The following is a 19,134-nucleotide window of genomic DNA, read 5'->3' as shown; positions in this document are numbered from 1 at the left end:
TGGTTTTTTATTTAGAAACCAAGCCAAGTTGTGACAGTGCAAAATCTTCTTTGAGTTTTTTAATTCCTAACCGAACGCGGCTTTTAACTGTACCGAGTGGAATTTTCTTTCTAGTCGCCACTTCTGATTGTGAATACCCTTCAAAATAAATAAGTCTCATAATTTCTTGCTGTTCTTGCGTCAATGTCGTTAATGCCTGATCGATCACATGGTTATCTTCTATATGATCATGTGTATAAGCTGTTTCGTTCACAGCACGAAAATCCTCAATCACCGTTTCTTGAAAGCTGCGCTGTTCCTTTTTGATTCGATCGATGGCACGATTCTTCGTAATCTGATTCACCCATGAAGAAAGTTTTCCTTTACTAGGATCGAATTGATTGCGCTTATTCCAAACCTCCATGTACACATCTTGAACGACCTCTTCAGCAATTTGTTGATCATTGACAATACGACGTGCGATGCTAATCAGCGTCTGTTGATTTTCGTAACAAAAACTCTGGAACAACTCCTCATTATTCGGGCCCCAGTAACCGATCGCGAAGTTTTCTTTCTTCACGTTACGCAACTCCCTCTATAGTTATTTAGTAGGTTTATTCCCCTTGATTCGAAATAAAAACAAATTAATTTTAAAAAATGTGATCCATTCACACTCTTTTTGTCGTATTAATAGTTGAACAGAGGTTATACAAAAGTATAACAAAAACAAAACAAGAGGAGTGGAAGCATGTTAAAGAAATTTATGGCGTCCGCAGTTGCACTAGTTATGATGTTTGGACTTATCGGTACTCAGGCTTTTGCAGATCATCACGAAGCGATGGTTCGCGTTATTCATGCATCACCTGATGCACCGGCAGTAGATGTTTATGTTGATGGAGAAGCGGTTGTGGAAGGTGCCGAGTATAAGCAAGCGACAGATTATATGGCTCTACCTGCTGGAGACCACAAGATCGAAGTTTTCCCTGCAGGTGAGAACGGTGAAGGTGACCCAGTTATCAGTCAGAATGTAACACTTGAAGAAGGAATGAAATATTCTGCAGCTGCAGTTGGTAAACTTGATGGAATTTCTCTTTGGGCGCTAGGTGATGACGCGAAAGCTTCTGAAGGAAAGGCGAAAGTAAGAGTTGTACATGCTTCCCCGGATGCTCCTAACGTTGATGTAGCAGTAAAAGATGGAGATGTTCTTTTCTCAGATGTTGCTTTCAAATCCACATCTGACTATGCTGAAGTTGATCCGATGACGGTTGATTTAGAAGTTCGTCCAGCTGGTTCTGAAGACGTTGTACTTGAAATCCCTGGAGTAGAACTTAAAGAAGGATATGTCTATTCTGTTTATGCGATCGGACTTGTTGAAGGAGAACAACCTTTAGAAGCTTGGCCGCTTGTAGATTCTTCTAACATGCCTTCTGATATGCCTCAGACAGGAATGGGTGGTACGGCTGATCAAGGAAACAATATGATTGCTTGGACACTGTTAGGTGCTGGAATTCTAGCAGCTGGAACAATCATCTTTATTCGTAAAAAGGTAACAGCATAATTCATTAAAGAGGAGGAGCAGCGATGTCACTAAAGAAGGTGTTCAGTATCATTCTTTTAGGGGCAGCCATGGGCTGCTCCTCTTCTGATCATACTGAGCCAGAGGCGATGCCAGTTACTGAGAGTGCAGAAGTGGCTGTTACTTATGAAAGTAAATCAGAAGCAAAGACACCAATATATGAAGGGATTGTACCAGAACGATTGTCGATCCCAGAAATAGATGTAGATGCAAAGGTTGAACATGTTGGTCAGTTACCTAATGGTCAAATGGATGTGCCAAAAGATGATCAGAACGTAGGGTGGTATGAATTAGGCGCTGAGCCTGGGGAAGCTGGAAACGCTGTGATTGCTGGACACGTAGATAATAAAACTGGGCCTGCAGTATTCTTTCATCTAGGCGATCTTAAACCAGGCGATGTCCTAACCGTAACGAGCGATATCGGAAAATCCTATGAGTTTACAGTCGAGAGCACATCTTCTTATCCAAGAAATGATGCCCCGCTCGAGAAGATTTTTGGTATGAGTAATAAACCACGATTAAACCTTATTACCTGTACAGGGACTTTCAATCGAAGTGCCGGTACGCACGAAGAGCGGATGGTCGTCTATACCGTGCTATCTTCGCATTAGTTTGTCCTATTTCGTAATAATCCTCATAAAGTGATTATGAGGTGGTTCAATGATCATTGGATTGATAATTCTAGCCATGATAATCGCTACTTTAGGAATTGGGAAAAGTCTAGTCTCACTAATGAAGAGGACGCGTATACCAGGAAGTCTTCTCTCCGTTTACAAGCTAGTACTATTATTTATCGTATATTTTACGATGATTACAGCTTTTGCTTGCATCTATCTAGGGCTAATCATTCTTGAAATTCCTGTGTTAAGAGAAGGTAGTATTGATATTTCCTTAATTCCTATGGACGCGTTGACTAGGGTGCAATCCGTTCTTTATTTTAGTGCAGTGACACTTTTATCAGTTGGATATGGTGACATCACCCCAATCGGGGTAGGGCGCTGGATCGCTATCCTCGAAGCTTTGATAGGATACTTAATGCCAGCAGCATTCTTTGTGACGACGATCGTCCATTACAAAGAGGGGTCATGAGTTGTAAGTTTCTTCGTATTTCGGTACGCTTACTTTAGAAGTAATTATAAGGAGGCGTAACGATGAGTGTTGAAGTTGGTCAAAAAGCACCTGATTTTAAATTAGAAGCAAGTACTGGAGAAACAGTGTCCCTATCAGACTACAAAGGTAAAAACGTCGTTCTTTATTTTTATCCTAAGGATATGACACCTGGCTGTACGACTGAAGCGTGTGATTTCAGAGATCATATCGAAGGTTTCGAAGAGCTCGATACAGTTATTCTAGGCGTTAGCCCAGACCCTGTTGAGAAACATAAAAAGTTCATCGATAAATATGAACTTCCTTTCCTTCTTCTAGCTGACGAAGATCATCAAGTAGCTGAAGCGTATGACGTATGGCAGCTGAAGAAGAACTTTGGTAAAGAGTACATGGGAATCGTGCGCTCCACGTTCGTTATCGATAAGGAAGGCAATCTTGTAAAAGAATGGCGCAAAGTCAGAGTGAAAGAACATGTGGAAACAGCACTAAACTATATTAAAGAAAACCTAGGCTAAAAGGTGATGCTTTAATGGCAAAAGACTATCCAGATCTAGTCGATATGCATAGTCTATCAGAAGATCATATCTTCAGTTTTGAGCGCAAATAGCGCTCTTTTTTATTGTGTTTATTCCGAAAATTCTCTTAACTCAAGGGTTTTCGTTTAAAGGGTCAACATAAATCAGCTATACTTGAATCATAATAATTCCCTGAGGTGAAACTATGAACATTGTATCTACAGCAAAACTTAAATCACAAATTAAAAGCGATTTGATAAGCGAATACCCAGAAGTTACATTTCAGTTTTATCCTTCTATGAGTGAAGCAGAGGAACACCTACATGATGCAGACGTACTGGTTACATATGGCGAGGACGTTCAAGAGGAGCATATCTATAAAGCGAAAAAGCTGAAGTGGATCATGGTCTTATCAGCAGGGGTAGAGTTGTTACCTTTTAATACGATAAAAGAGAGAGGGATATTCGTTACGAATGCAAGAGGAATTCATCGTATCCAAATGGCAGAATATACGGTTTGGGCGATGCTGATGACGGCTCGTAATACGAAAGAACTTCTTGCGAATGAAGCTTCTAATACGTGGAACAAGAGGATGCCATTAAATGAGATATCTGGATCAACTCTCGGTGTAATCGGTACTGGAGCTATTGGTGGAGAAATAGGTCGAATAGCAAAAGCATTCAATATGACTACGATTGGAGTGAATCGTAAAGGAGAGCCATCTGCATATTTCGATCACATGTATTCTAATGACAAAGTGATGGATATGCTTCCGAAGTGTGACACTGTCGTCAACGTACTTCCAAGCACTCCTGATACGTATCAGTTCTTTAAAGGCCAACACTTCCGTGCGATGAAAGACACATCCGTTTTTATAAATATTGGAAGAGGCGATACTGTAGATGAAAATGCTTTGGTGAGTGCACTACACAATGAAGAGATCCACCATGCTGTATTGGATGTTTTTGAAACCGAGCCTCTTGATAAAGAACACCCTTTTTGGGAAATGCCTAACGTTACTGTAACACCACATCACTCAGGAGTATCACCGAATTATCAGCCTCGTGCAATCGAGATTTTCAAAAGAAACTTGAACGAATACATGAACGGTACGAACGATTTTCAAAATAATATTAATCTAGATAGGGGGTATTAATGATGAAGATCTATACTAAGACGGGTGATAAAGGTGAGACGTCATTAATCTATGGGAAGCGTGTCCCCAAAAATGATATTAGAGTAGAAGCTTACGGGACTTGTGATGAAGCGAATTCTCAGATTGGACTTGCGCTCAGCTATGTCGCAAACGCCCGATTCGATGGAAAAGAGAACTGGGATGATATTTTTCACAAAATCCAAACGTGGCTTTTTCATGTTGGTGCAGAACTCGCTACTCCTGATGGTAAAAATGTTGGGTGGAAGATAGAAGCTTCTCATATTGAAGAGATGGAAGCTCAGATTGATGTTTGGGAGAAACAACTTGATCCTTTAAAAAACTTTATTCTGCCAGGTGGACATCAAGCCGGTGCAGGTTTACATGTTTCAAGGACGATCGTACGAAGAGCAGAACGAAATGCAACTTTAGTAGATGGGGTCAATCCGCTCGTTCTTTCATTTTTAAATCGCTTGTCTGATTTTCTATTCGTAGCTGCACGTTATATTAATTATCATATGGGAGAAAAGGAATCTATTTTGCATGATGAAAAGAAGTGATTCCTTGCACGAGTAGTAGATCATTGACAATTGATGGCTCTACCATGTACACTAATTATAAACATTATAATGTAAGAATGCTTGTTGGAAGAGAGGTGCATGACGAATGGCTGAAGAAAAACTGCATGGAGCGATAGAAGCAATGAAAAGCTCGGGTGTGCGTATTACCCCTCAACGTCATGCCATATTGGAACATTTGATCCAATCAATGGCCCATCCTACAGCAGATGAAATATATAAGTCGCTTGAAGGAAAATTCCCTAATATGAGTGTAGCCACTGTCTACAATAATTTAAGAGTGTTTAAGGAAATTGGACTCGTTAAAGAATTAACATATGGAGATTCTTCAAGCAGATTCGACTGTGTTACGACTGATCATTACCATATTATCTGTGATGAATGTGGGAAAATTGTAGACTTCCATTATCCCGGATTAGATGAAGTTGAAACGCTAGCTGAGCAAGTCACAGGCTTTAAAGTTGGCGACCACAGGATGGAAATATACGGTTCATGTCCGGAGTGTCAAAAGAATAAACACTAAAAAAACTCGCCTCAAATGGCGAGCTTTTTTTGTGTTAACAAAAAAAGGAGCACAGCGGCTCCTTATTTATTTTTAGTCTTTTTACTATTATATTTCTCGTCGAACTCGACACCCTCTAAGCTTGGATCCATCGTCAATGGCTGTTTGCAGTACATACAAGCATCCACTCGCCCAAGAACTTTCGTGGTTCTCTCGCAATTAGGACAGGTGACCTGGACAGCTTTGGTCGATAGCATCCCAATCCAGAAATACACAACAGCACTAGCAATCGTTGCTAAGAAACCAATAATCATAAACAACGTCATTAAGAAGACGGATGTTTTAAAGAAAATACCTATATACATTATACCAATTCCGATAAAGACTAAGCTCAGTGCGAACGTACGAATTCTATTTATTTTGTTTGTATACTTTAATTGCATCACTTGTCCCTCCTGCAACCAAGTATAGCATATGGATTATCTGTAAGCACTTTCCTTACCATCTTCCATAAAAAGTTCAAAATTAGGATTGCTTAATTTATAACAGGATTTATAATATTGAATGTTGAATTGTTTAGACAGGTACGGGTCCAAGAATAAAAAAGTACTGCTGGAGGAAAGTCAGATGGAAAACCTTTTAAGGCCGATTTACCAGGAAAGAGCAAGTCACCCCGAAACCCTTGGAGTTATTGTAATTGAAAAAACAAAACCACATCATCCATTGACTGATAACTTTGATGTCGTTTTATTGATCATCGTTAATAATAATCAAAAGCCATGGCTTGTTAAGCATTATGAATTTGAGGACAAGAAAGCAGCGATGCATGTTGTTTCTGAACAACAAGTTCATGATTGGTTGCTTACAGGGAGCCATCGTCGTCTAGTGGCTTGGCTTGTTAACGGAAAGATCATTTTTGATCGAAATGAATACATAGCAGGATTGAAAGAGCGTATTCGTGAATTTCCATTAGAGGAACGTACTCGCAAGATCGGAGTTGAATTCGCTAAACTCATCAGAAGGTATATGGATGGTAAGGAACTGTTTGCTTCAAAACAATATATGGATGCTTACAATTTTATTTTGCATGCTTTGCATCATCTAGCACGTTTATCTGTCATCGAGCATGGTTTTCATCCAGAAATCACCGTTTGGAATCAAGTGAAACATATTGAACCTGAAATCTTTAAGTTGTATACTGAGCTTCTCACTGGTGAGGATCCTCTTGATAAACGCCTTGAATTGCTCCTTCTTGCTAATGACTTTTCACTTTCATCTAAATCTTTCAACGCTACTCTTCATATAAGGAAGGTTATGAATGAGCGCGATGGAGTTTGGACTTATCAGGAGCTCTTGGAGAACGATCAGTTAAAAGAGTATGGAATCGATCTAGGCGCTCTTCTAGAGTATATGGTAGAGAAAGAACTAATTGAAGTTCTACTATCTGAAACAAAAGGTAATGGAATTTATAGTCGTCAGTATCGAGCAAAATAGCAATTTAAAATAAACGGGGGAAAATATTATAAAAAGGGTTGACCATATTTTTACCCCGTGATATATTATTACTTGTCGCCGCAAGAAAGCAACGCGGCAAACAAAAACTTTCAAAAATGTTGTTGACTTCGAACGAGTTAATGTGTTACATTAATAAAGTCGCTGAAAACGACATTGAAAGAAACGAATCGATCTTTGAAAACTGAACGAAACGCCATGCAAGATATTGTTTCTACGGAAACAAACATTGTTTTAAAGCTAGATTGAACTTTTCTATCGGAGAGTTTGATCCTGGCTCAGGACGAACGCTGGCGGCGTGCCTAATACATGCAAGTCGAGCGGAGAAATGGGAGCTTGCTCCCATTTCTCAGCGGCGGACGGGTGAGTAACACGTGGGCAACCTGCCCTACAGACTGGGATAACTCCGGGAAACCGGAGCTAATACCGGGTAATACATAGCATCGCATGATGCAACGTTGAAAGTTGGCCTCTGGCTAACACTGTAGGATGGGCCCGCGGCGCATTAGCTAGTTGGTAAGGTAACGGCTTACCAAGGCCACGATGCGTAGCCGACCTGAGAGGGTGATCGGCCACACTGGGACTGAGACACGGCCCAGACTCCTACGGGAGGCAGCAGTAGGGAATCTTCCGCAATGGACGAAAGTCTGACGGAGCAACGCCGCGTGAGTGACGAAGGCCTTCGGGTCGTAAAGCTCTGTTGTTAGGGAAGAACAAGTGCCGTTCGAATAGGGCGGTACCTTGACGGTACCTAACCAGAAAGCCACGGCTAACTACGTGCCAGCAGCCGCGGTAATACGTAGGTGGCAAGCGTTGTCCGGAATTATTGGGCGTAAAGCGCGCGCAGGCGGTCTCTTAAGTCTGATGTGAAAGCCCACGGCTCAACCGTGGAGGGCCATTGGAAACTGGGGGACTTGAGTGCAGAAGAGGAGAGTGGAATTCCACGTGTAGCGGTGAAATGCGTAGATATGTGGAGGAACACCAGTGGCGAAGGCGGCTCTCTGGTCTGTAACTGACGCTGAGGCGCGAAAGCGTGGGGAGCAAACAGGATTAGATACCCTGGTAGTCCACGCTGTAAACGATGAGTGCTAGGTGTTGGGGGGTTCCACCCTCAGTGCTGAAGTTAACACATTAAGCACTCCGCCTGGGGAGTACGACCGCAAGGTTGAAACTCAAAGGAATTGACGGGGGCCCGCACAAGCAGTGGAGCATGTGGTTTAATTCGAAGCAACGCGAAGAACCTTACCAGGTCTTGACATCCTCTGCCACTCCTAGAGATAGGACGTTCCCCTTCGGGGGACAGAGTGACAGGTGGTGCATGGTTGTCGTCAGCTCGTGTCGTGAGATGTTGGGTTAAGTCCCGCAACGAGCGCAACCCTTGATCTTAGTTGCCAGCATTCAGTTGGGCACTCTAAGGTGACTGCCGGTGACAAACCGGAGGAAGGTGGGGACGACGTCAAATCATCATGCCCCTTATGACCTGGGCTACACACGTGCTACAATGGACGGTACAAAGGGCAGCGACACCGCGAGGTGAAGCGAATCCCATAAAGCCGTTCTCAGTTCGGATTGCAGGCTGCAACTCGCCTGCATGAAGCCGGAATTGCTAGTAATCGCGGATCAGCATGCCGCGGTGAATACGTTCCCGGGCCTTGTACACACCGCCCGTCACACCACGAGAGTTTGTAACACCCGAAGTCGGTGAGGTAACCTTTTGGAGCCAGCCGCCGAAGGTGGGACAAATGATTGGGGTGAAGTCGTAACAAGGTAGCCGTATCGGAAGGTGCGGCTGGATCACCTCCTTTCTATGGAGAATTACGAGGCAACATTGGTTGCCAAACTTGCATGAGCGTTTCGTTTAGTTTTGAAAGAATGATTGTATTCTTTCAAAGTAGGCTATTCGATGAAGTCGAAGTGCGCCTGCGTCTGCGAGTATCGCTAACGATGTTAGATTCCTCGGCGCATGGCAGCAAAGAAGCGGATTCAAGTAGTAGCCATGTTCCTTGAAAACTAGATAGCACAAACAACGACATCCAATAATTATTATTTTTTGCGTTATAACTTAGTTAGTCACATCTAACGATGTGCATCGATGACGTTAGAACTTCGTTTCTAACAACATCTAAGGTTAAGCTACTAAGGGCGCACGGTGGATGCCTTGGCACTAGAAGCCGATGAAGGACGGGACGAACACCGATATGCTTCGGGGAGCAGTAAGTACGCTTTGATCCGGAGATTTCCGAATGGGGGAACCCACCATCCGTAATGGGATGGTATTTACTTCTGAATACATAGGAAGTAAAAGGCATACCCGGGGAACTGAAACATCTCAGTACCCGGAGGAAGAGAAAGCAATCGCGATTTCCTGAGTAGCGGCGAGCGAAACGGAAACAGCCCAAACCAGAGGGCTTGCCCTCTGGGGTTGTAGGACGTCTCATTGGAGTTACAAAGGCACGGATAGACGAAGCGACCTGGAAAGGTCCATCAGAGAAGGTAACAATCCTGTAGTCAAAATCCGCTGCCCTCCGAGACGGATCCTGAGTACGGCGGGACACGTGAAACCCCGTCGGAATCCGGGAGGACCATCTCCCAAGGCTAAATACTCTCTAGTGACCGATAGTGAACCAGTACCGTGAGGGAAAGGTGAAAAGCACCCCGGAAGGGGAGTGAAAGAGAACCTGAAACCGTGTGCCTACAACTAGTTGGAGCCCGTTAATGGGTGACAGCGTGCCTTTTGTAGAATGAACCGGCGAGTTACGATCCCGTGCAAGGTTAAGCCGAGAAGGCGGAGCCGCAGCGAAAGCGAGTCTGAATAGGGCGAAGGAGTACGTGGTCGTAGACCCGAAACCGGGTGATCTACCCATGTCCAGGGTGAAGTTCAGGTAACACTGAATGGAGGCCCGAACCCACGCATGTTGAAAAATGCGGGGATGAGGTGTGGGTAGCGGTGAAATGCCAATCGAACCCGGAGATAGCTGGTTCTCTCCGAAATAGCTTTAGGGCTAGCCTCGCGGCAAGAATCTTGGAGGTAGAGCACTGATTGGACTAGGGGTCCCTACCGGATTACCGAATCCAGTCAAACTCCGAATGCCAACGATTTATCCGCGGGAGTCAGACTGCGAGTGATAAGATCCGTAGTCGAGAGGGAAACAGCCCAGACCACCAGCTAAGGTCCCAAAGTATACGTTAAGTGGAAAAGGATGTGGCGTTGCTTAGACAACCAGGATGTTGGCTTAGAAGCAGCCATCATTTAAAGAGTGCGTAATAGCTCACTGGTCGAGTGACGCTGCGCCGAAAATGTACCGGGGCTAAACGTATCACCGAAGCTGTGGATTGTCTTACGACAATGGTAGGAGAGCGTTCTAAGGGCTGCGAAGTCAGACCGAAAGGACTGGTGGAGCGCTTAGAAGTGAGAATGCCGGTATGAGTAGCGAAAGACAAGTGAGAATCTTGTCCGTCGAAAGCCCAAGGTTTCCTGAGGAAGGCTCGTCCGCTCAGGGTTAGTCGGGACCTAAGCCGAGGCCGAAAGGCGTAGGCGATGGATAACAGGTTGATATTCCTGTACCACCTCCTTTCCGTTTGAACGACGGGGGGACGCAGAAAGATAGGGAGAGCGCGCTGCTGGATATGCGCGTCCAAGCGATTAGGCTGGTGAATAGGCAAATCCGTTCACCGTGAAGGCTGAGTCGTGATGGCGAGGGAATTTAAGTACCGAAGTCCCTGATTCTACACTGCCAAGAAAAGCCTCTAGTGAGGAAAGAGGTGCCCGTACCGCAAACCGACACAGGTAGGCGAGGAGAGAATCCTAAGACGATCGGGAGAACTCTCGTTAAGGAACTCGGCAAAATGACCCCGTAACTTCGGGAGAAGGGGTGCTTCCTCGGGTGAATAGCCCAGGGGAGCCGCAGTGAAAAGATCCAAGCGACTGTTTAGCAAAAACACAGGTCTCTGCCAAGCCGCAAGGCGATGTATAGGGGCTGACACCTGCCCGGTGCTGGAAGGTTAAGAGGAGGGGTTATCCCTTACGGGAGAAGCTCTGAATCGAAGCCCCAGTAAACGGCGGCCGTAACTATAACGGTCCTAAGGTAGCGAAATTCCTTGTCGGGTAAGTTCCGACCCGCACGAAAGGTGCAACGACTTGGATACTGTCTCAACGAGAGACCCGGTGAAATTATAGTACCTGTGAAGATGCAGGTTACCCGCGACAGGACGGAAAGACCCCATGGAGCTTTACTGTAGCCTGATATTGGATTTTGGTACAGCTTGTACAGGATAGGTAGGAGCCATAGAAGCCGGACCGCTAGGTTCGGTGGAGGCGTCGGTGGGATACTACCCTGGCTGTACTGACATTCTAACCCAGCACCGTGATCCGGTGCGGAGACAGTGTCAGGTGGGCAGTTTGACTGGGGCGGTCGCCTCCTAAAGAGTAACGGAGGCGCCCAAAGGTTCCCTCAGAATGGTTGGAAATCATTCGCAGAGTGTAAAGGCACAAGGGAGCTTGACTGCGAGACCTACAAGTCGAGCAGGGACGAAAGTCGGGCTTAGTGATCCGGTGGTTCCGCATGGAAGGGCCATCGCTCAACGGATAAAAGCTACCCTGGGGATAACAGGCTTATCTCCCCCAAGAGTCCACATCGACGGGGAGGTTTGGCACCTCGATGTCGGCTCATCGCATCCTGGGGCTGAAGTAGGTCCCAAGGGTTGGGCTGTTCGCCCATTAAAGCGGTACGCGAGCTGGGTTCAGAACGTCGTGAGACAGTTCGGTCCCTATCCGTCGCGGGCGCAGGAAATTTGAGAGGAGCTGTCCTTAGTACGAGAGGACCGGGATGGACACACCGCTGGTGTACCAGTTGTTCCGCCAGGAGCATAGCTGGGTAGCTACGTGTGGAAGGGATAAGTGCTGAAAGCATCTAAGCATGAAGCCCCCCTCGAGATGAGATTTCCCACAGCGTCAAGCTGGTAAGATCCCTCAGAGATGATGAGGTTGATAGGTTCGGGGTGGAAGCGTGGCGACACGTGGAGCTGACGAATACTAATCGATCGAGGGCTTAACCTAAAAAATTGGAATACGATGTTGCGTGCTATCTAGTTTTCAGGGAATAAAATTTCCCTTGAAAAATGACGAAATATATTGTAATATATATCTTGTCGCTAGCAATCACACGAATGTGCGAGCTGTTAGAAGTCTGGTGATGAAGGCGAAGAGGTCACACCCGTTCCCATGCCGAACACGGAAGTTAAGCTCTTCAGCGCCGATGGTAGTTGGGGGCTCTCCCCCTGCAAGAGTAGGACGTCGCCAGGCTAAACATTATTCCACAGTAGCTCAGTGGTAGAGCTATCGGCTGTTAACCGATCGGTCGTAGGTTCGAATCCTACCTGTGGAGCCATGGAGAGCTGTCCGAGTGGCCGAAGGAGCACGATTGGAAATCGTGTAGACGGTCAACGCCGTCTCGAGGGTTCGAATCCCTCGCTCTCCGCCAGCTACATACTAGATTGGCCCGTTGGTCAAGCGGTTAAGACACCGCCCTTTCACGGCGGTAACACGGGTTCGAATCCCGTACGGGTCACCATTTCTAAAGAAGCATTCATATAGCAACATTTTACTCTGTGGAGGATTAGCTCAGCTGGGAGAGCATCTGCCTTACAAGCAGAGGGTCGGCGGTTCGAGCCCGTCATCCTCCACCATTTCAAAGGTCCCGTGGTGTAGCGGTTAACATGCCTGCCTGTCACGCAGGAGATCGCGGGTTCGATTCCCGTCGGGACCGCCATTTTTACTCAATTTTAATATCGTCGCGGGGTGGAGCAGTTCGGTAGCTCGTCGGGCTCATAACCCGAAGGTCGCAGGTTCAAATCCTGCCCCCGCAACCAAAAAAATTCCACTACGTCGAATAAGCATCTTAGCTGAATTTTAATTGTAGCCCTTTAGGGCAACCTAAACACTTACTATATGCTAGATCTTAATAACGTAAAAGCGGAATGTTTAAAACATGGCTCTGTAGCTCAGTCGGTAGAGCAGTGGACTGAAAATCCACGTGTCGGCGGTTCGATTCCGTCCGGAGCCACCATGTTGCCGGTCTAGCTCAATTGGTAGAGCAACTGACTTGTAATCAGTAGGTTGGGGGTTCAAGTCCTCTGGCCGGCACCATTTTTCCTGAAAAGGTATCAATTCCCATTGTTTTTATATATAGTATATATTACAATGATAATTGTCTATTCGGAGGGGTAGCGAAGTGGCTAAACGCGGCGGACTGTAAATCCGCTCCCTCAGGGTTCGGCGGTTCGAATCCGTCCCCCTCCACCATCTTGATAGGGGTATAGTTTAAAGGTAGAACAGAGGTCTCCAAAACCTCCGGTGTGGGTTCGATTCCTACTACCCCTGCCAATTAAGATTTAAAATAATGGCGATTGTGGCGAAGTGGTTAACGCACCGGATTGTGGTTCCGGCATTCGTGGGTTCGATTCCCATCAGTCGCCCCATTATGTTGGGCTATAGCCAAGCGGTAAGGCAACGGATTTTGATTCCGTCATGCGCTGGTTCGAATCCAGCTAGCCCAGCCATATTAGTTGCGGAAGTAGTTCAGTGGTAGAACACCACCTTGCCAAGGTGGGGGTCGCGGGTTCGAATCCCGTCTTCCGCTCCATTTTTATAACGGCGGCATAGCCAAGTGGTAAGGCACGGGTCTGCAAAACCCTTACGCCCCGGTTCGAATCCGGGTGCCGCCTCCAATCTTCATATTTTTTAAAAAAGTCCTGCCGGAGTGGCGGAATTGGCAGACGCACAGGACTTAAAATCCTGCGGAGGGTGTACCTCCGTGCCGGTTCGAGCCCGGCCTCCGGCACCATTTACTTTCCGAAATTAAAAAATTGTCTTTATGCCGGTGTGGCGGAATTGGCAGACGCGCACGACTCAAAATCGTGTTCCGTGAGGAGTGTCGGTTCGAACCCGACCACCGGTACCAGTTACATAGTTGATACTTAAACGTCAGGATTTCTACAGTGTAGAAGTCTTTTTTTATTGTCTCAAACTAAAGATCGGGGACAGTCTCTTCTACATGTTGTCTCTTCATTAAGTGAAAACTAGAGTCTGCGATAGCTAATGTCTACTCCATTGGAAGGAAGAAAGGATGTTTTCATTATTCATTGTAATGGAAAGCCGTATGACTTGTTGTTCGAGGAACTATCTTCTTTGGATAAGGCGTTTAGGGAGCTTGACGCATTCCATGAGGCCTTCGTTTTGATGCCTATTAGGTGGTAGTCCAACCAAGCCTGAACGAAAGGCCTAATGAGCGAATCATTATCCCTCTATCTGCGAAAAATGGTACACTGATGGTAATTCGTTAGCTAAGAAAGAGTGATAAATCATGAAAGTAGAAATTTGGTCTGATTTTGTATGTCCTTTTTGTTATATAGGGAAAAGGCGCTTAGAAACCGCGCTTCAATCCTTTCCACATCGCGACGAGGTTACGGTCGTTTATAGAAGCTTTGAACTTGATCCAAACGCAGAGAAAGCAACTGGAAAAAGCAAAGCTGAGCTTTTAGCGAGTAAGTATAATGTCAGCCTTGAACAGGCTGAAGGTATGTGTGAGAACATGAGGCAACAAGCAGAAAACGAAGGCTTAACGTTTGATTTTAAGAATATGAAGCCTACTAATTCTTTTGATTCTCACCGACTGCTTCAGTTTGCTGCAAAACACGATCTAATGGAAAAGATGGCAGAAAGACTTTTCTATGCCTACTTTACTGAAACGGAAGACATCTCTGATCATGACACGCTTTGTAATCTAGCTGAAGAGGTAGGACTTGATAGGGCAGAAGTGAATGATATGCTTCGTAGTGAAGAGTTTTCAAAAGAAGTACGCTTTGATGAGTCTCTTGGCAGCCAATTAGGCATTCAAGGCGTTCCATTCTACGTCTTTAATGAAAAGTATGCTGTTTCAGGGGCCCAGCCTCCAGAGATGTTCCAACAGGCGTTAAACAAAGCCTGGGAAGAGGATAAGCAGCTTCAGGTAATCACTAGTGAAGGTGACGCTTGTGGTACTGATTCATGTGACATCAAGTAAACGAATTAAAAGGCTCTCTTACATGTTGTAAGAGAGCCTTTTGTTATTCTTCCGTCTTTTTTTCTTTAATCGTCTTGTATGCAGTATCCAGGTTTCGAATTCTACGAACGATCTCAGAATTTTTGTTAAGATTGTCGTAAATCATAGACGACACAACTGACCGGTAGTAGCTGTTCATCGCTTCTTGCTTTGAGAACACATCATCGTTTTTCTTTATGTACTGTCTAAAGTTTTCTTCAAAGAATGGTATTGAAAAAGGTTCCATATGCTCATTCCTTTCACATTGGTTTCAGTCACTATCATACACTTGTAGAATCTATATTGAAATATTGTAAAGCAAATCTAAAGAAAATTAAAATTACCTATTGTTTTGCTATTATACTTTGTGTTATTCTAACTACATCAGCGAGGTTTGTAGAAAAACCTCGAATTTTCACCATTTACCCAACGCAGTGTTTCGTTATGATTAACGAAGCGTTGCGTTTTTTTATGTTTGCTGTACAATCGTTCAGTTTGCTAATCCGTAATTAAAGTCTCCGCCATGAATCTGATTAAACATTTCCCCAGAAGCTTGTAAAAGTTTATTTGCCTCCTCATTTGAGAGGGAAGGTTGAATATAATATAGCTGTATAGCATTTGTCGTTTCCTCAGTAACCGCAGTACGCTCTGAGTCCACAATCGGACTTCCGAATGGACCTTTTTCGTCTAGAGAGACTAGCTTGTTAGTGAAGTTCACTTCTCGACCATTCAATCCTTGATACGTTGTAGTCTCATCGCCCAGTTCGATGGAGATCGAACCTTCTACCTTATCTAGATCATAGATACCGATCGGAATCTTATACTGCAATGAGAGAAGGTTGTTTATATCTGCAGCAGAATGAATCCTAGGAAGATCAGAACCTTTCTTAAGCCTTCTTAATAATGCTTCTGACGAAGGGCGATAGCGTGAAGGATCGGTTCCGAGCTTTTTAAATACTGTTCGCCATTCTTTAACTGGTTGAAAAGAAGTGATCTCTGCATCTTCTAGATCCATCATCATAGTTTCAAGGTAGAACTGATATCTTCCGCGCACCATTTGCGGTGAGTTTTCAACCACGATATCATGATATGTAATCCATCCAATTTTAAAGTCAGGAAGTATTTCGGTAATAGATGTTGAGAGAGAAATGTTAGTCATGTTACCGTTCTCCTTATTGTTTATTTCCGTTCATTTTATCATAAGCGACTACTAGAAGCTCAAAAGGAGGCTCACCTCATATGAAGAATTTGACCGATCATTTACAACATATAGATGGAAAAAGTTATAAAGCTTATAAAGATATAAGAGGGAGCTATGATTTCGAGAATTACACTCTTTCGATCGATTATGTACAAGGAGATCCATTCGCAAGCCCATCTAGAATACGAGCTATCATTCCTCGTGACAAAGCTAAGGTGAAGACTGAGTGGTTTGATGGTGACCAAAGGCGGATCAGGTTAGAGGATTTTATCGCAAGGAAGGTAGCGAAGTCCATTTATAAACACAAAGGAAATATCAAGGGTTCCGGTAAGAGTGGCACCTTTATCATTGATGCTCCTAAACAAAAAGTATTAGAACGTACAGCTGTGTCAGTAACAAAAACCGACATCACGATCTGTTTATCAGTGGGCTTACCAGCACAAGGTAGACGTGTGCTTGGTAGACAAGCCCAGCAAATGTTAACGACCTATTTAAGAGAGATTCTAAAAGCATCTATCTTCTCTCTAAATGAGGGAGAGGTAGTTGAAGCCATTCATCTAGCGGATCAACAAGAAACGATCAGAATGTTCTTGAAAGATAAAGGGTACGTGGCGTTTATCGCGGACGGTGCCATTTTGCCCCGAGAGAGTGGTATTAGCGATCGGCCGTTACAGAATAAAGCTGTTCCATTCAAGTCTCCGTCTAGCAAAGAAGTCTCGATCTCGATCCCCCATAAAGAAGAACCGATAAAAGGGATGGCGATCGAGAAAGGGATATCCCTCATAGTAGGGGGCGGGTATCATGGCAAAAGTACCCTCTTGCATGCACTCGAGCACGGCGTTTATGATCATATTGCAGGTGATGGCAGAGAGTATGTGATCACTGATGAACTAGCTATGAAAATTCGCTCTGAAGATGGAAGAAAGGTGACAGGGGTAAATATCTCACCGTTTATTGAGAATTTACCTTTTGGGAAAGATACTCGCTCCTTCACTACAGAAAATGCTAGTGGAAGTACATCTCAGGCAGCTAATATAATAGAAGCAGTTGAAGCAGGCTGTCATGCACTGTTGATCGACGAAGATACAAGTGCAACGAATTTTATGATTCGAGATGTTCGGATGCAGCAACTCGTCTCAAAAGACAAAGAGCCAATCACACCTTTTATTGACCGTGTACAACAACTATATAACCAACATAGTGTTTCAACAGTACTCGTCATGGGAGGGTCAGGCGATTATTTCGATGTAGCCGATACGGTTATTTTGATGGAGAATTACCTTCCATATGATGTAACGAATGAGGCTAAAAGGATTTCAGCCGAGTCTACTACAGCTCGAAATAAAGAAGGTGGCGAGCTTTTCGGAGAGGTAGACCGTCGCCTTCCTCACAAGTCTAGTTTAAATAGTCAAAAAGGGAAAAAGGCGAAGGTTTCTGCGAAAGGACTTCACCACATTTTATATGGCAATACTGATATTTCACTCCTTCAAGTTGAGCAGCTGATCGATCCGAGTCAGACGCGATTAGCTGCGGAAATTCTTCATTTTCTTGAAAGGAAGAACAAACTTGGAGACGTATCCGTGTCGGAGCTTTTGGATGCAGTTGAAAAACAAATGAATGATGAGGGAATCGGATCCTTCTCTATGTTTGCCAATCAACATCCAGGTGATCTCGCTCGTATTAGAAGAACAGAGTTGGCAGCAGTATTGAATCGACTTAGAACATTGAAGATCGTCTAATAACGTTAATTTTCATGAAGAAGGGAGGGAGTAAAGTGACAAACGCCCAGTTAAAGGAAGAGATCGTTGCATACAGTAAATCAATCGGAATCGATAAGATAGGTTTTGCTGCAGCTGATCCTTTCAAATCGCTCAAAGAGCGGTTGAAGCAACAGCAGCAGTTAGGTTATCAATCAGGGTTTGAAGAACCTGATATTGAGAAACGAACGGAGCCTGAGCTCTTGTTACGTGGCGCGACTACGATCGTTTCGATCGCCATTGCATACCCATCAAAAATGAAGGATAGTCCAAGAAGTAAAAGAGGCGAACGGAGAGGTCTATTTTGTAGAGCGTCGTGGGGCGTCGATTATCATCACGTGTTAAGAGAAAAGCTCTCCCTTCTTGAATCATTTATAAAATCGAAAGTTCCAACTGCTCAAACAAGCTCAATGGTTGATACAGGAGAATTATCTGATCGAGCAGTAGCCGAACGAGCTGGACTTGGATTTACTGGTAAGAATACGATGCTGATTACGGAAGAGTTCGGTTCTTGGGTCTATCTTGGTGAGATGATCACAGATGTCTTTATAGAGCCGGATGAGCCAGTGGAAGAAGGTTGTGGAGATTGTAATATTTGTGTAGATGCTTGTCCAACTGGAGCACTAGTTGAAGGTGGTCAGCTAAACGCAAGTAAATGCATTGCTTTCTTAACTCAAACTAAAGGTTTCCTTCCTGATGAGTATCGCTCAAAGTTAGGCAACAGACTTTATGGATGTGATACATGTCAGCTGGTGTGTCCCAAAAACAAGGGGATCGACTTTCACCATCACCCTGAACTTGAACCAGATCCAGAAGTGGTGAAACCAAAGTTGATTCCACTGCTTACGATGAGTAATAGAGAATTTAAAGAGAAGTTTGGAAAAGCGGCTGGTTCATGGCGAGGGAAGAAGCCAATTCAACGAAACGCCATTCTTGCTCTAGCGCATTACAAAGACGAAGCAGCGGTGGATACACTGATCGATTTGATGAGAAATGACCCACGACCTGTCATTAGAGGGACATCCGCTTGGGCCCTCGGAAAGATCGGTGGAAACAAGGCGTATGATGCCCTAATAAATGAGCAAATGAAAGAAAAAGACCAGGAAGCGGCAGATGAGATTGAAAAAGGGCTGTCTATGCTTCAAAATAAGTCTTAATGGTATTGGTCAAATAATA

15 protein-coding genes, 16 tRNA genes and 3 rRNA genes are annotated in these 19,134 nt (G+C 44.5%); 30 read left to right on the top strand and 4 right to left on the bottom strand.

Annotated elements, in window-relative coordinates; all coding sequences use genetic code 11:
* Positions 1–7 precede the first annotated feature (7 nt).
* A complete protein-coding gene (locus ACXAEY_RS19475) occupies positions 8–559 on the bottom strand; it encodes an RNA polymerase sigma factor (RefSeq protein ID WP_474814309.1) in 552 nt (183 codons plus the stop codon).
* Between the two features lie 168 nt (positions 560–727).
* Between ACXAEY_RS19475 and ACXAEY_RS19470 the strand changes: the two genes are divergently transcribed.
* From ACXAEY_RS19470 to perR, 7 genes are all read left to right on the top strand, one after another.
* The gene (locus ACXAEY_RS19470; protein WP_474814307.1) at positions 728–1,537 is read left to right on the top strand and encodes a DUF4397 domain-containing protein; all 810 of its coding nucleotides are present in this window, start codon (positions 728–730) and stop codon (positions 1,535–1,537) included.
* A 23-nt stretch (positions 1,538–1,560) separates the two neighbouring features.
* Entirely contained in the window at positions 1,561–2,166 is a 606-nt protein-coding gene (locus ACXAEY_RS19465) for a class F sortase (RefSeq protein WP_474814305.1), read from the top strand.
* A 49-nt stretch (positions 2,167–2,215) separates the two neighbouring features.
* Positions 2,216–2,644 carry an ion channel gene (locus ACXAEY_RS19460; protein WP_270182614.1) on the top strand — a complete coding sequence of 143 codons (429 nt, stop codon included), beginning with the start codon at positions 2,216–2,218 and terminating at the stop codon, positions 2,642–2,644.
* A gap of 62 nt (positions 2,645–2,706) precedes the next feature.
* On the top strand, positions 2,707–3,177 hold the full coding sequence (bcp, locus tag ACXAEY_RS19455) for a thioredoxin-dependent thiol peroxidase (RefSeq protein WP_474814303.1): 471 nt from the start codon (positions 2,707–2,709) through the stop codon (positions 3,175–3,177).
* A gap of 205 nt (positions 3,178–3,382) precedes the next feature.
* Positions 3,383–4,333: a D-2-hydroxyacid dehydrogenase gene (locus ACXAEY_RS19450; protein WP_270182612.1), complete on the top strand. Its 951-nt coding sequence runs from the start codon at positions 3,383–3,385 to the stop codon at positions 4,331–4,333.
* Positions 4,334–4,335: 2 nt separating this feature from the next.
* Positions 4,336–4,890 (top strand): cob(I)yrinic acid a,c-diamide adenosyltransferase, encoded by a 555-nt coding sequence (locus ACXAEY_RS19445; RefSeq protein WP_474814301.1) that lies wholly within the window; start codon positions 4,336–4,338, stop codon positions 4,888–4,890.
* A 106-nt stretch (positions 4,891–4,996) separates the two neighbouring features.
* Entirely contained in the window at positions 4,997–5,431 is a 435-nt protein-coding gene (gene perR, locus ACXAEY_RS19440) for a peroxide-responsive transcriptional repressor PerR (RefSeq protein ID WP_270182611.1), read from the top strand.
* Positions 5,432–5,493: 62 nt separating this feature from the next.
* Here the strand turns inward: perR and ACXAEY_RS19435 are convergent, their stop codons facing one another.
* Complete coding sequence (locus tag ACXAEY_RS19435) at positions 5,494–5,853, bottom strand: YgzB family protein (protein WP_270182610.1); 360 nt, start codon at positions 5,851–5,853, stop codon at positions 5,494–5,496.
* A 184-nt stretch (positions 5,854–6,037) separates the two neighbouring features.
* On the opposite strand from ACXAEY_RS19435, the gene ACXAEY_RS19430 reads away from it, so the two are divergent.
* The 21 genes from ACXAEY_RS19430 to ACXAEY_RS19330 all read left to right on the top strand — a co-directional run bounded on the left by ACXAEY_RS19430 (position 6,038) and on the right by ACXAEY_RS19330 (position 14,982).
* Positions 6,038–6,904, top strand: a complete 867-nt coding sequence (locus ACXAEY_RS19430) for a nucleotidyltransferase-like protein (RefSeq protein ID WP_270182609.1) — start codon at positions 6,038–6,040, stop codon at positions 6,902–6,904.
* A 273-nt stretch (positions 6,905–7,177) separates the two neighbouring features.
* Positions 7,178–8,727 (top strand): 16S ribosomal RNA (locus tag ACXAEY_RS19425).
* Between the two features lie 321 nt (positions 8,728–9,048).
* Positions 9,049–11,978, top strand: a 23S ribosomal RNA gene (locus ACXAEY_RS19420).
* Positions 11,979–12,107: 129 nt separating this feature from the next.
* Positions 12,108–12,224, top strand: a 5S ribosomal RNA gene (gene rrf / locus ACXAEY_RS19415).
* The 16S, 23S and 5S rRNA genes sit together here with 16 tRNA genes alongside, the layout of an rRNA operon.
* Positions 12,225–12,234: 10 nt before the next feature.
* Positions 12,235–12,309 (top strand) — tRNA-Asn (locus ACXAEY_RS19410).
* Between the two features lies 1 nt (position 12,310).
* Positions 12,311–12,402, top strand: a tRNA-Ser gene (locus ACXAEY_RS19405).
* Between the two features lie 15 nt (positions 12,403–12,417).
* Positions 12,418–12,492 (top strand) — tRNA-Glu (locus ACXAEY_RS19400).
* A gap of 39 nt (positions 12,493–12,531) precedes the next feature.
* Positions 12,532–12,607 (top strand) — tRNA-Val (locus ACXAEY_RS19395).
* A gap of 7 nt (positions 12,608–12,614) precedes the next feature.
* Positions 12,615–12,690, top strand: a tRNA-Asp gene (locus ACXAEY_RS19390).
* 23 nt (positions 12,691–12,713) lie between these two features.
* Positions 12,714–12,790: transfer RNA gene (locus ACXAEY_RS19385), tRNA-Met, on the top strand.
* A 121-nt stretch (positions 12,791–12,911) separates the two neighbouring features.
* Positions 12,912–12,987, top strand: a tRNA-Phe gene (locus ACXAEY_RS19380).
* A 4-nt stretch (positions 12,988–12,991) separates the two neighbouring features.
* Positions 12,992–13,067 (top strand) — tRNA-Thr (locus ACXAEY_RS19375).
* A 71-nt stretch (positions 13,068–13,138) separates the two neighbouring features.
* A tRNA-Tyr gene (locus ACXAEY_RS19370) sits at positions 13,139–13,223 on the top strand.
* A 7-nt stretch (positions 13,224–13,230) separates the two neighbouring features.
* Positions 13,231–13,304, top strand: a tRNA-Trp gene (locus ACXAEY_RS19365).
* 19 nt (positions 13,305–13,323) lie between these two features.
* Positions 13,324–13,399, top strand: a tRNA-His gene (locus ACXAEY_RS19360).
* Between the two features lie 6 nt (positions 13,400–13,405).
* A tRNA-Gln gene (locus ACXAEY_RS19355) sits at positions 13,406–13,480 on the top strand.
* Positions 13,481–13,488: 8 nt separating this feature from the next.
* Positions 13,489–13,563, top strand: a tRNA-Gly gene (locus ACXAEY_RS19350).
* 10 nt (positions 13,564–13,573) lie between these two features.
* Positions 13,574–13,648 (top strand) — tRNA-Cys (locus ACXAEY_RS19345).
* Between the two features lie 26 nt (positions 13,649–13,674).
* Positions 13,675–13,764: transfer RNA gene (locus ACXAEY_RS19340), tRNA-Leu, on the top strand.
* 32 nt (positions 13,765–13,796) lie between these two features.
* A tRNA-Leu gene (locus ACXAEY_RS19335) sits at positions 13,797–13,881 on the top strand.
* A gap of 402 nt (positions 13,882–14,283) precedes the next feature.
* Entirely contained in the window at positions 14,284–14,982 is a 699-nt protein-coding gene (locus ACXAEY_RS19330) for a DsbA family oxidoreductase (RefSeq protein WP_474814299.1), read from the top strand.
* A gap of 43 nt (positions 14,983–15,025) precedes the next feature.
* On the opposite strand, the gene yvfG is transcribed toward ACXAEY_RS19330, so the two are convergent.
* Complete coding sequence (yvfG, locus tag ACXAEY_RS19325; protein ID WP_474814297.1) at positions 15,026–15,247, bottom strand: protein YvfG; 222 nt, start codon at positions 15,245–15,247, stop codon at positions 15,026–15,028.
* Between the two features lie 243 nt (positions 15,248–15,490).
* A complete protein-coding gene (locus ACXAEY_RS19320; RefSeq protein ID WP_474814295.1) occupies positions 15,491–16,159 on the bottom strand; it encodes a B3/B4 domain-containing protein in 669 nt (222 codons plus the stop codon).
* 80 nt (positions 16,160–16,239) lie between these two features.
* Here ACXAEY_RS19320 and ACXAEY_RS19315 point away from each other — a divergent pair, with 80 nt between their 5' ends.
* Positions 16,240–17,940 (top strand): ABC-ATPase domain-containing protein, encoded by a 1,701-nt coding sequence (locus ACXAEY_RS19315; RefSeq protein ID WP_474814293.1) that lies wholly within the window; start codon positions 16,240–16,242, stop codon positions 17,938–17,940.
* 35 nt (positions 17,941–17,975) lie between these two features.
* On the top strand, positions 17,976–19,115 hold the full coding sequence (gene queG / locus ACXAEY_RS19310; protein ID WP_270182385.1) for a tRNA epoxyqueuosine(34) reductase QueG: 1,140 nt from the start codon (positions 17,976–17,978) through the stop codon (positions 19,113–19,115).
* The last annotated feature ends 19 nt before the right edge of the window (positions 19,116–19,134 follow it).

It is taken from the genome of Anaerobacillus sp. ABA4_114, from assembly GCF_056159065.1.
The sequence above is the reverse complement of the archived record's forward strand: the minus strand, read 5'-3'. Positions and strand labels throughout refer to the sequence as shown.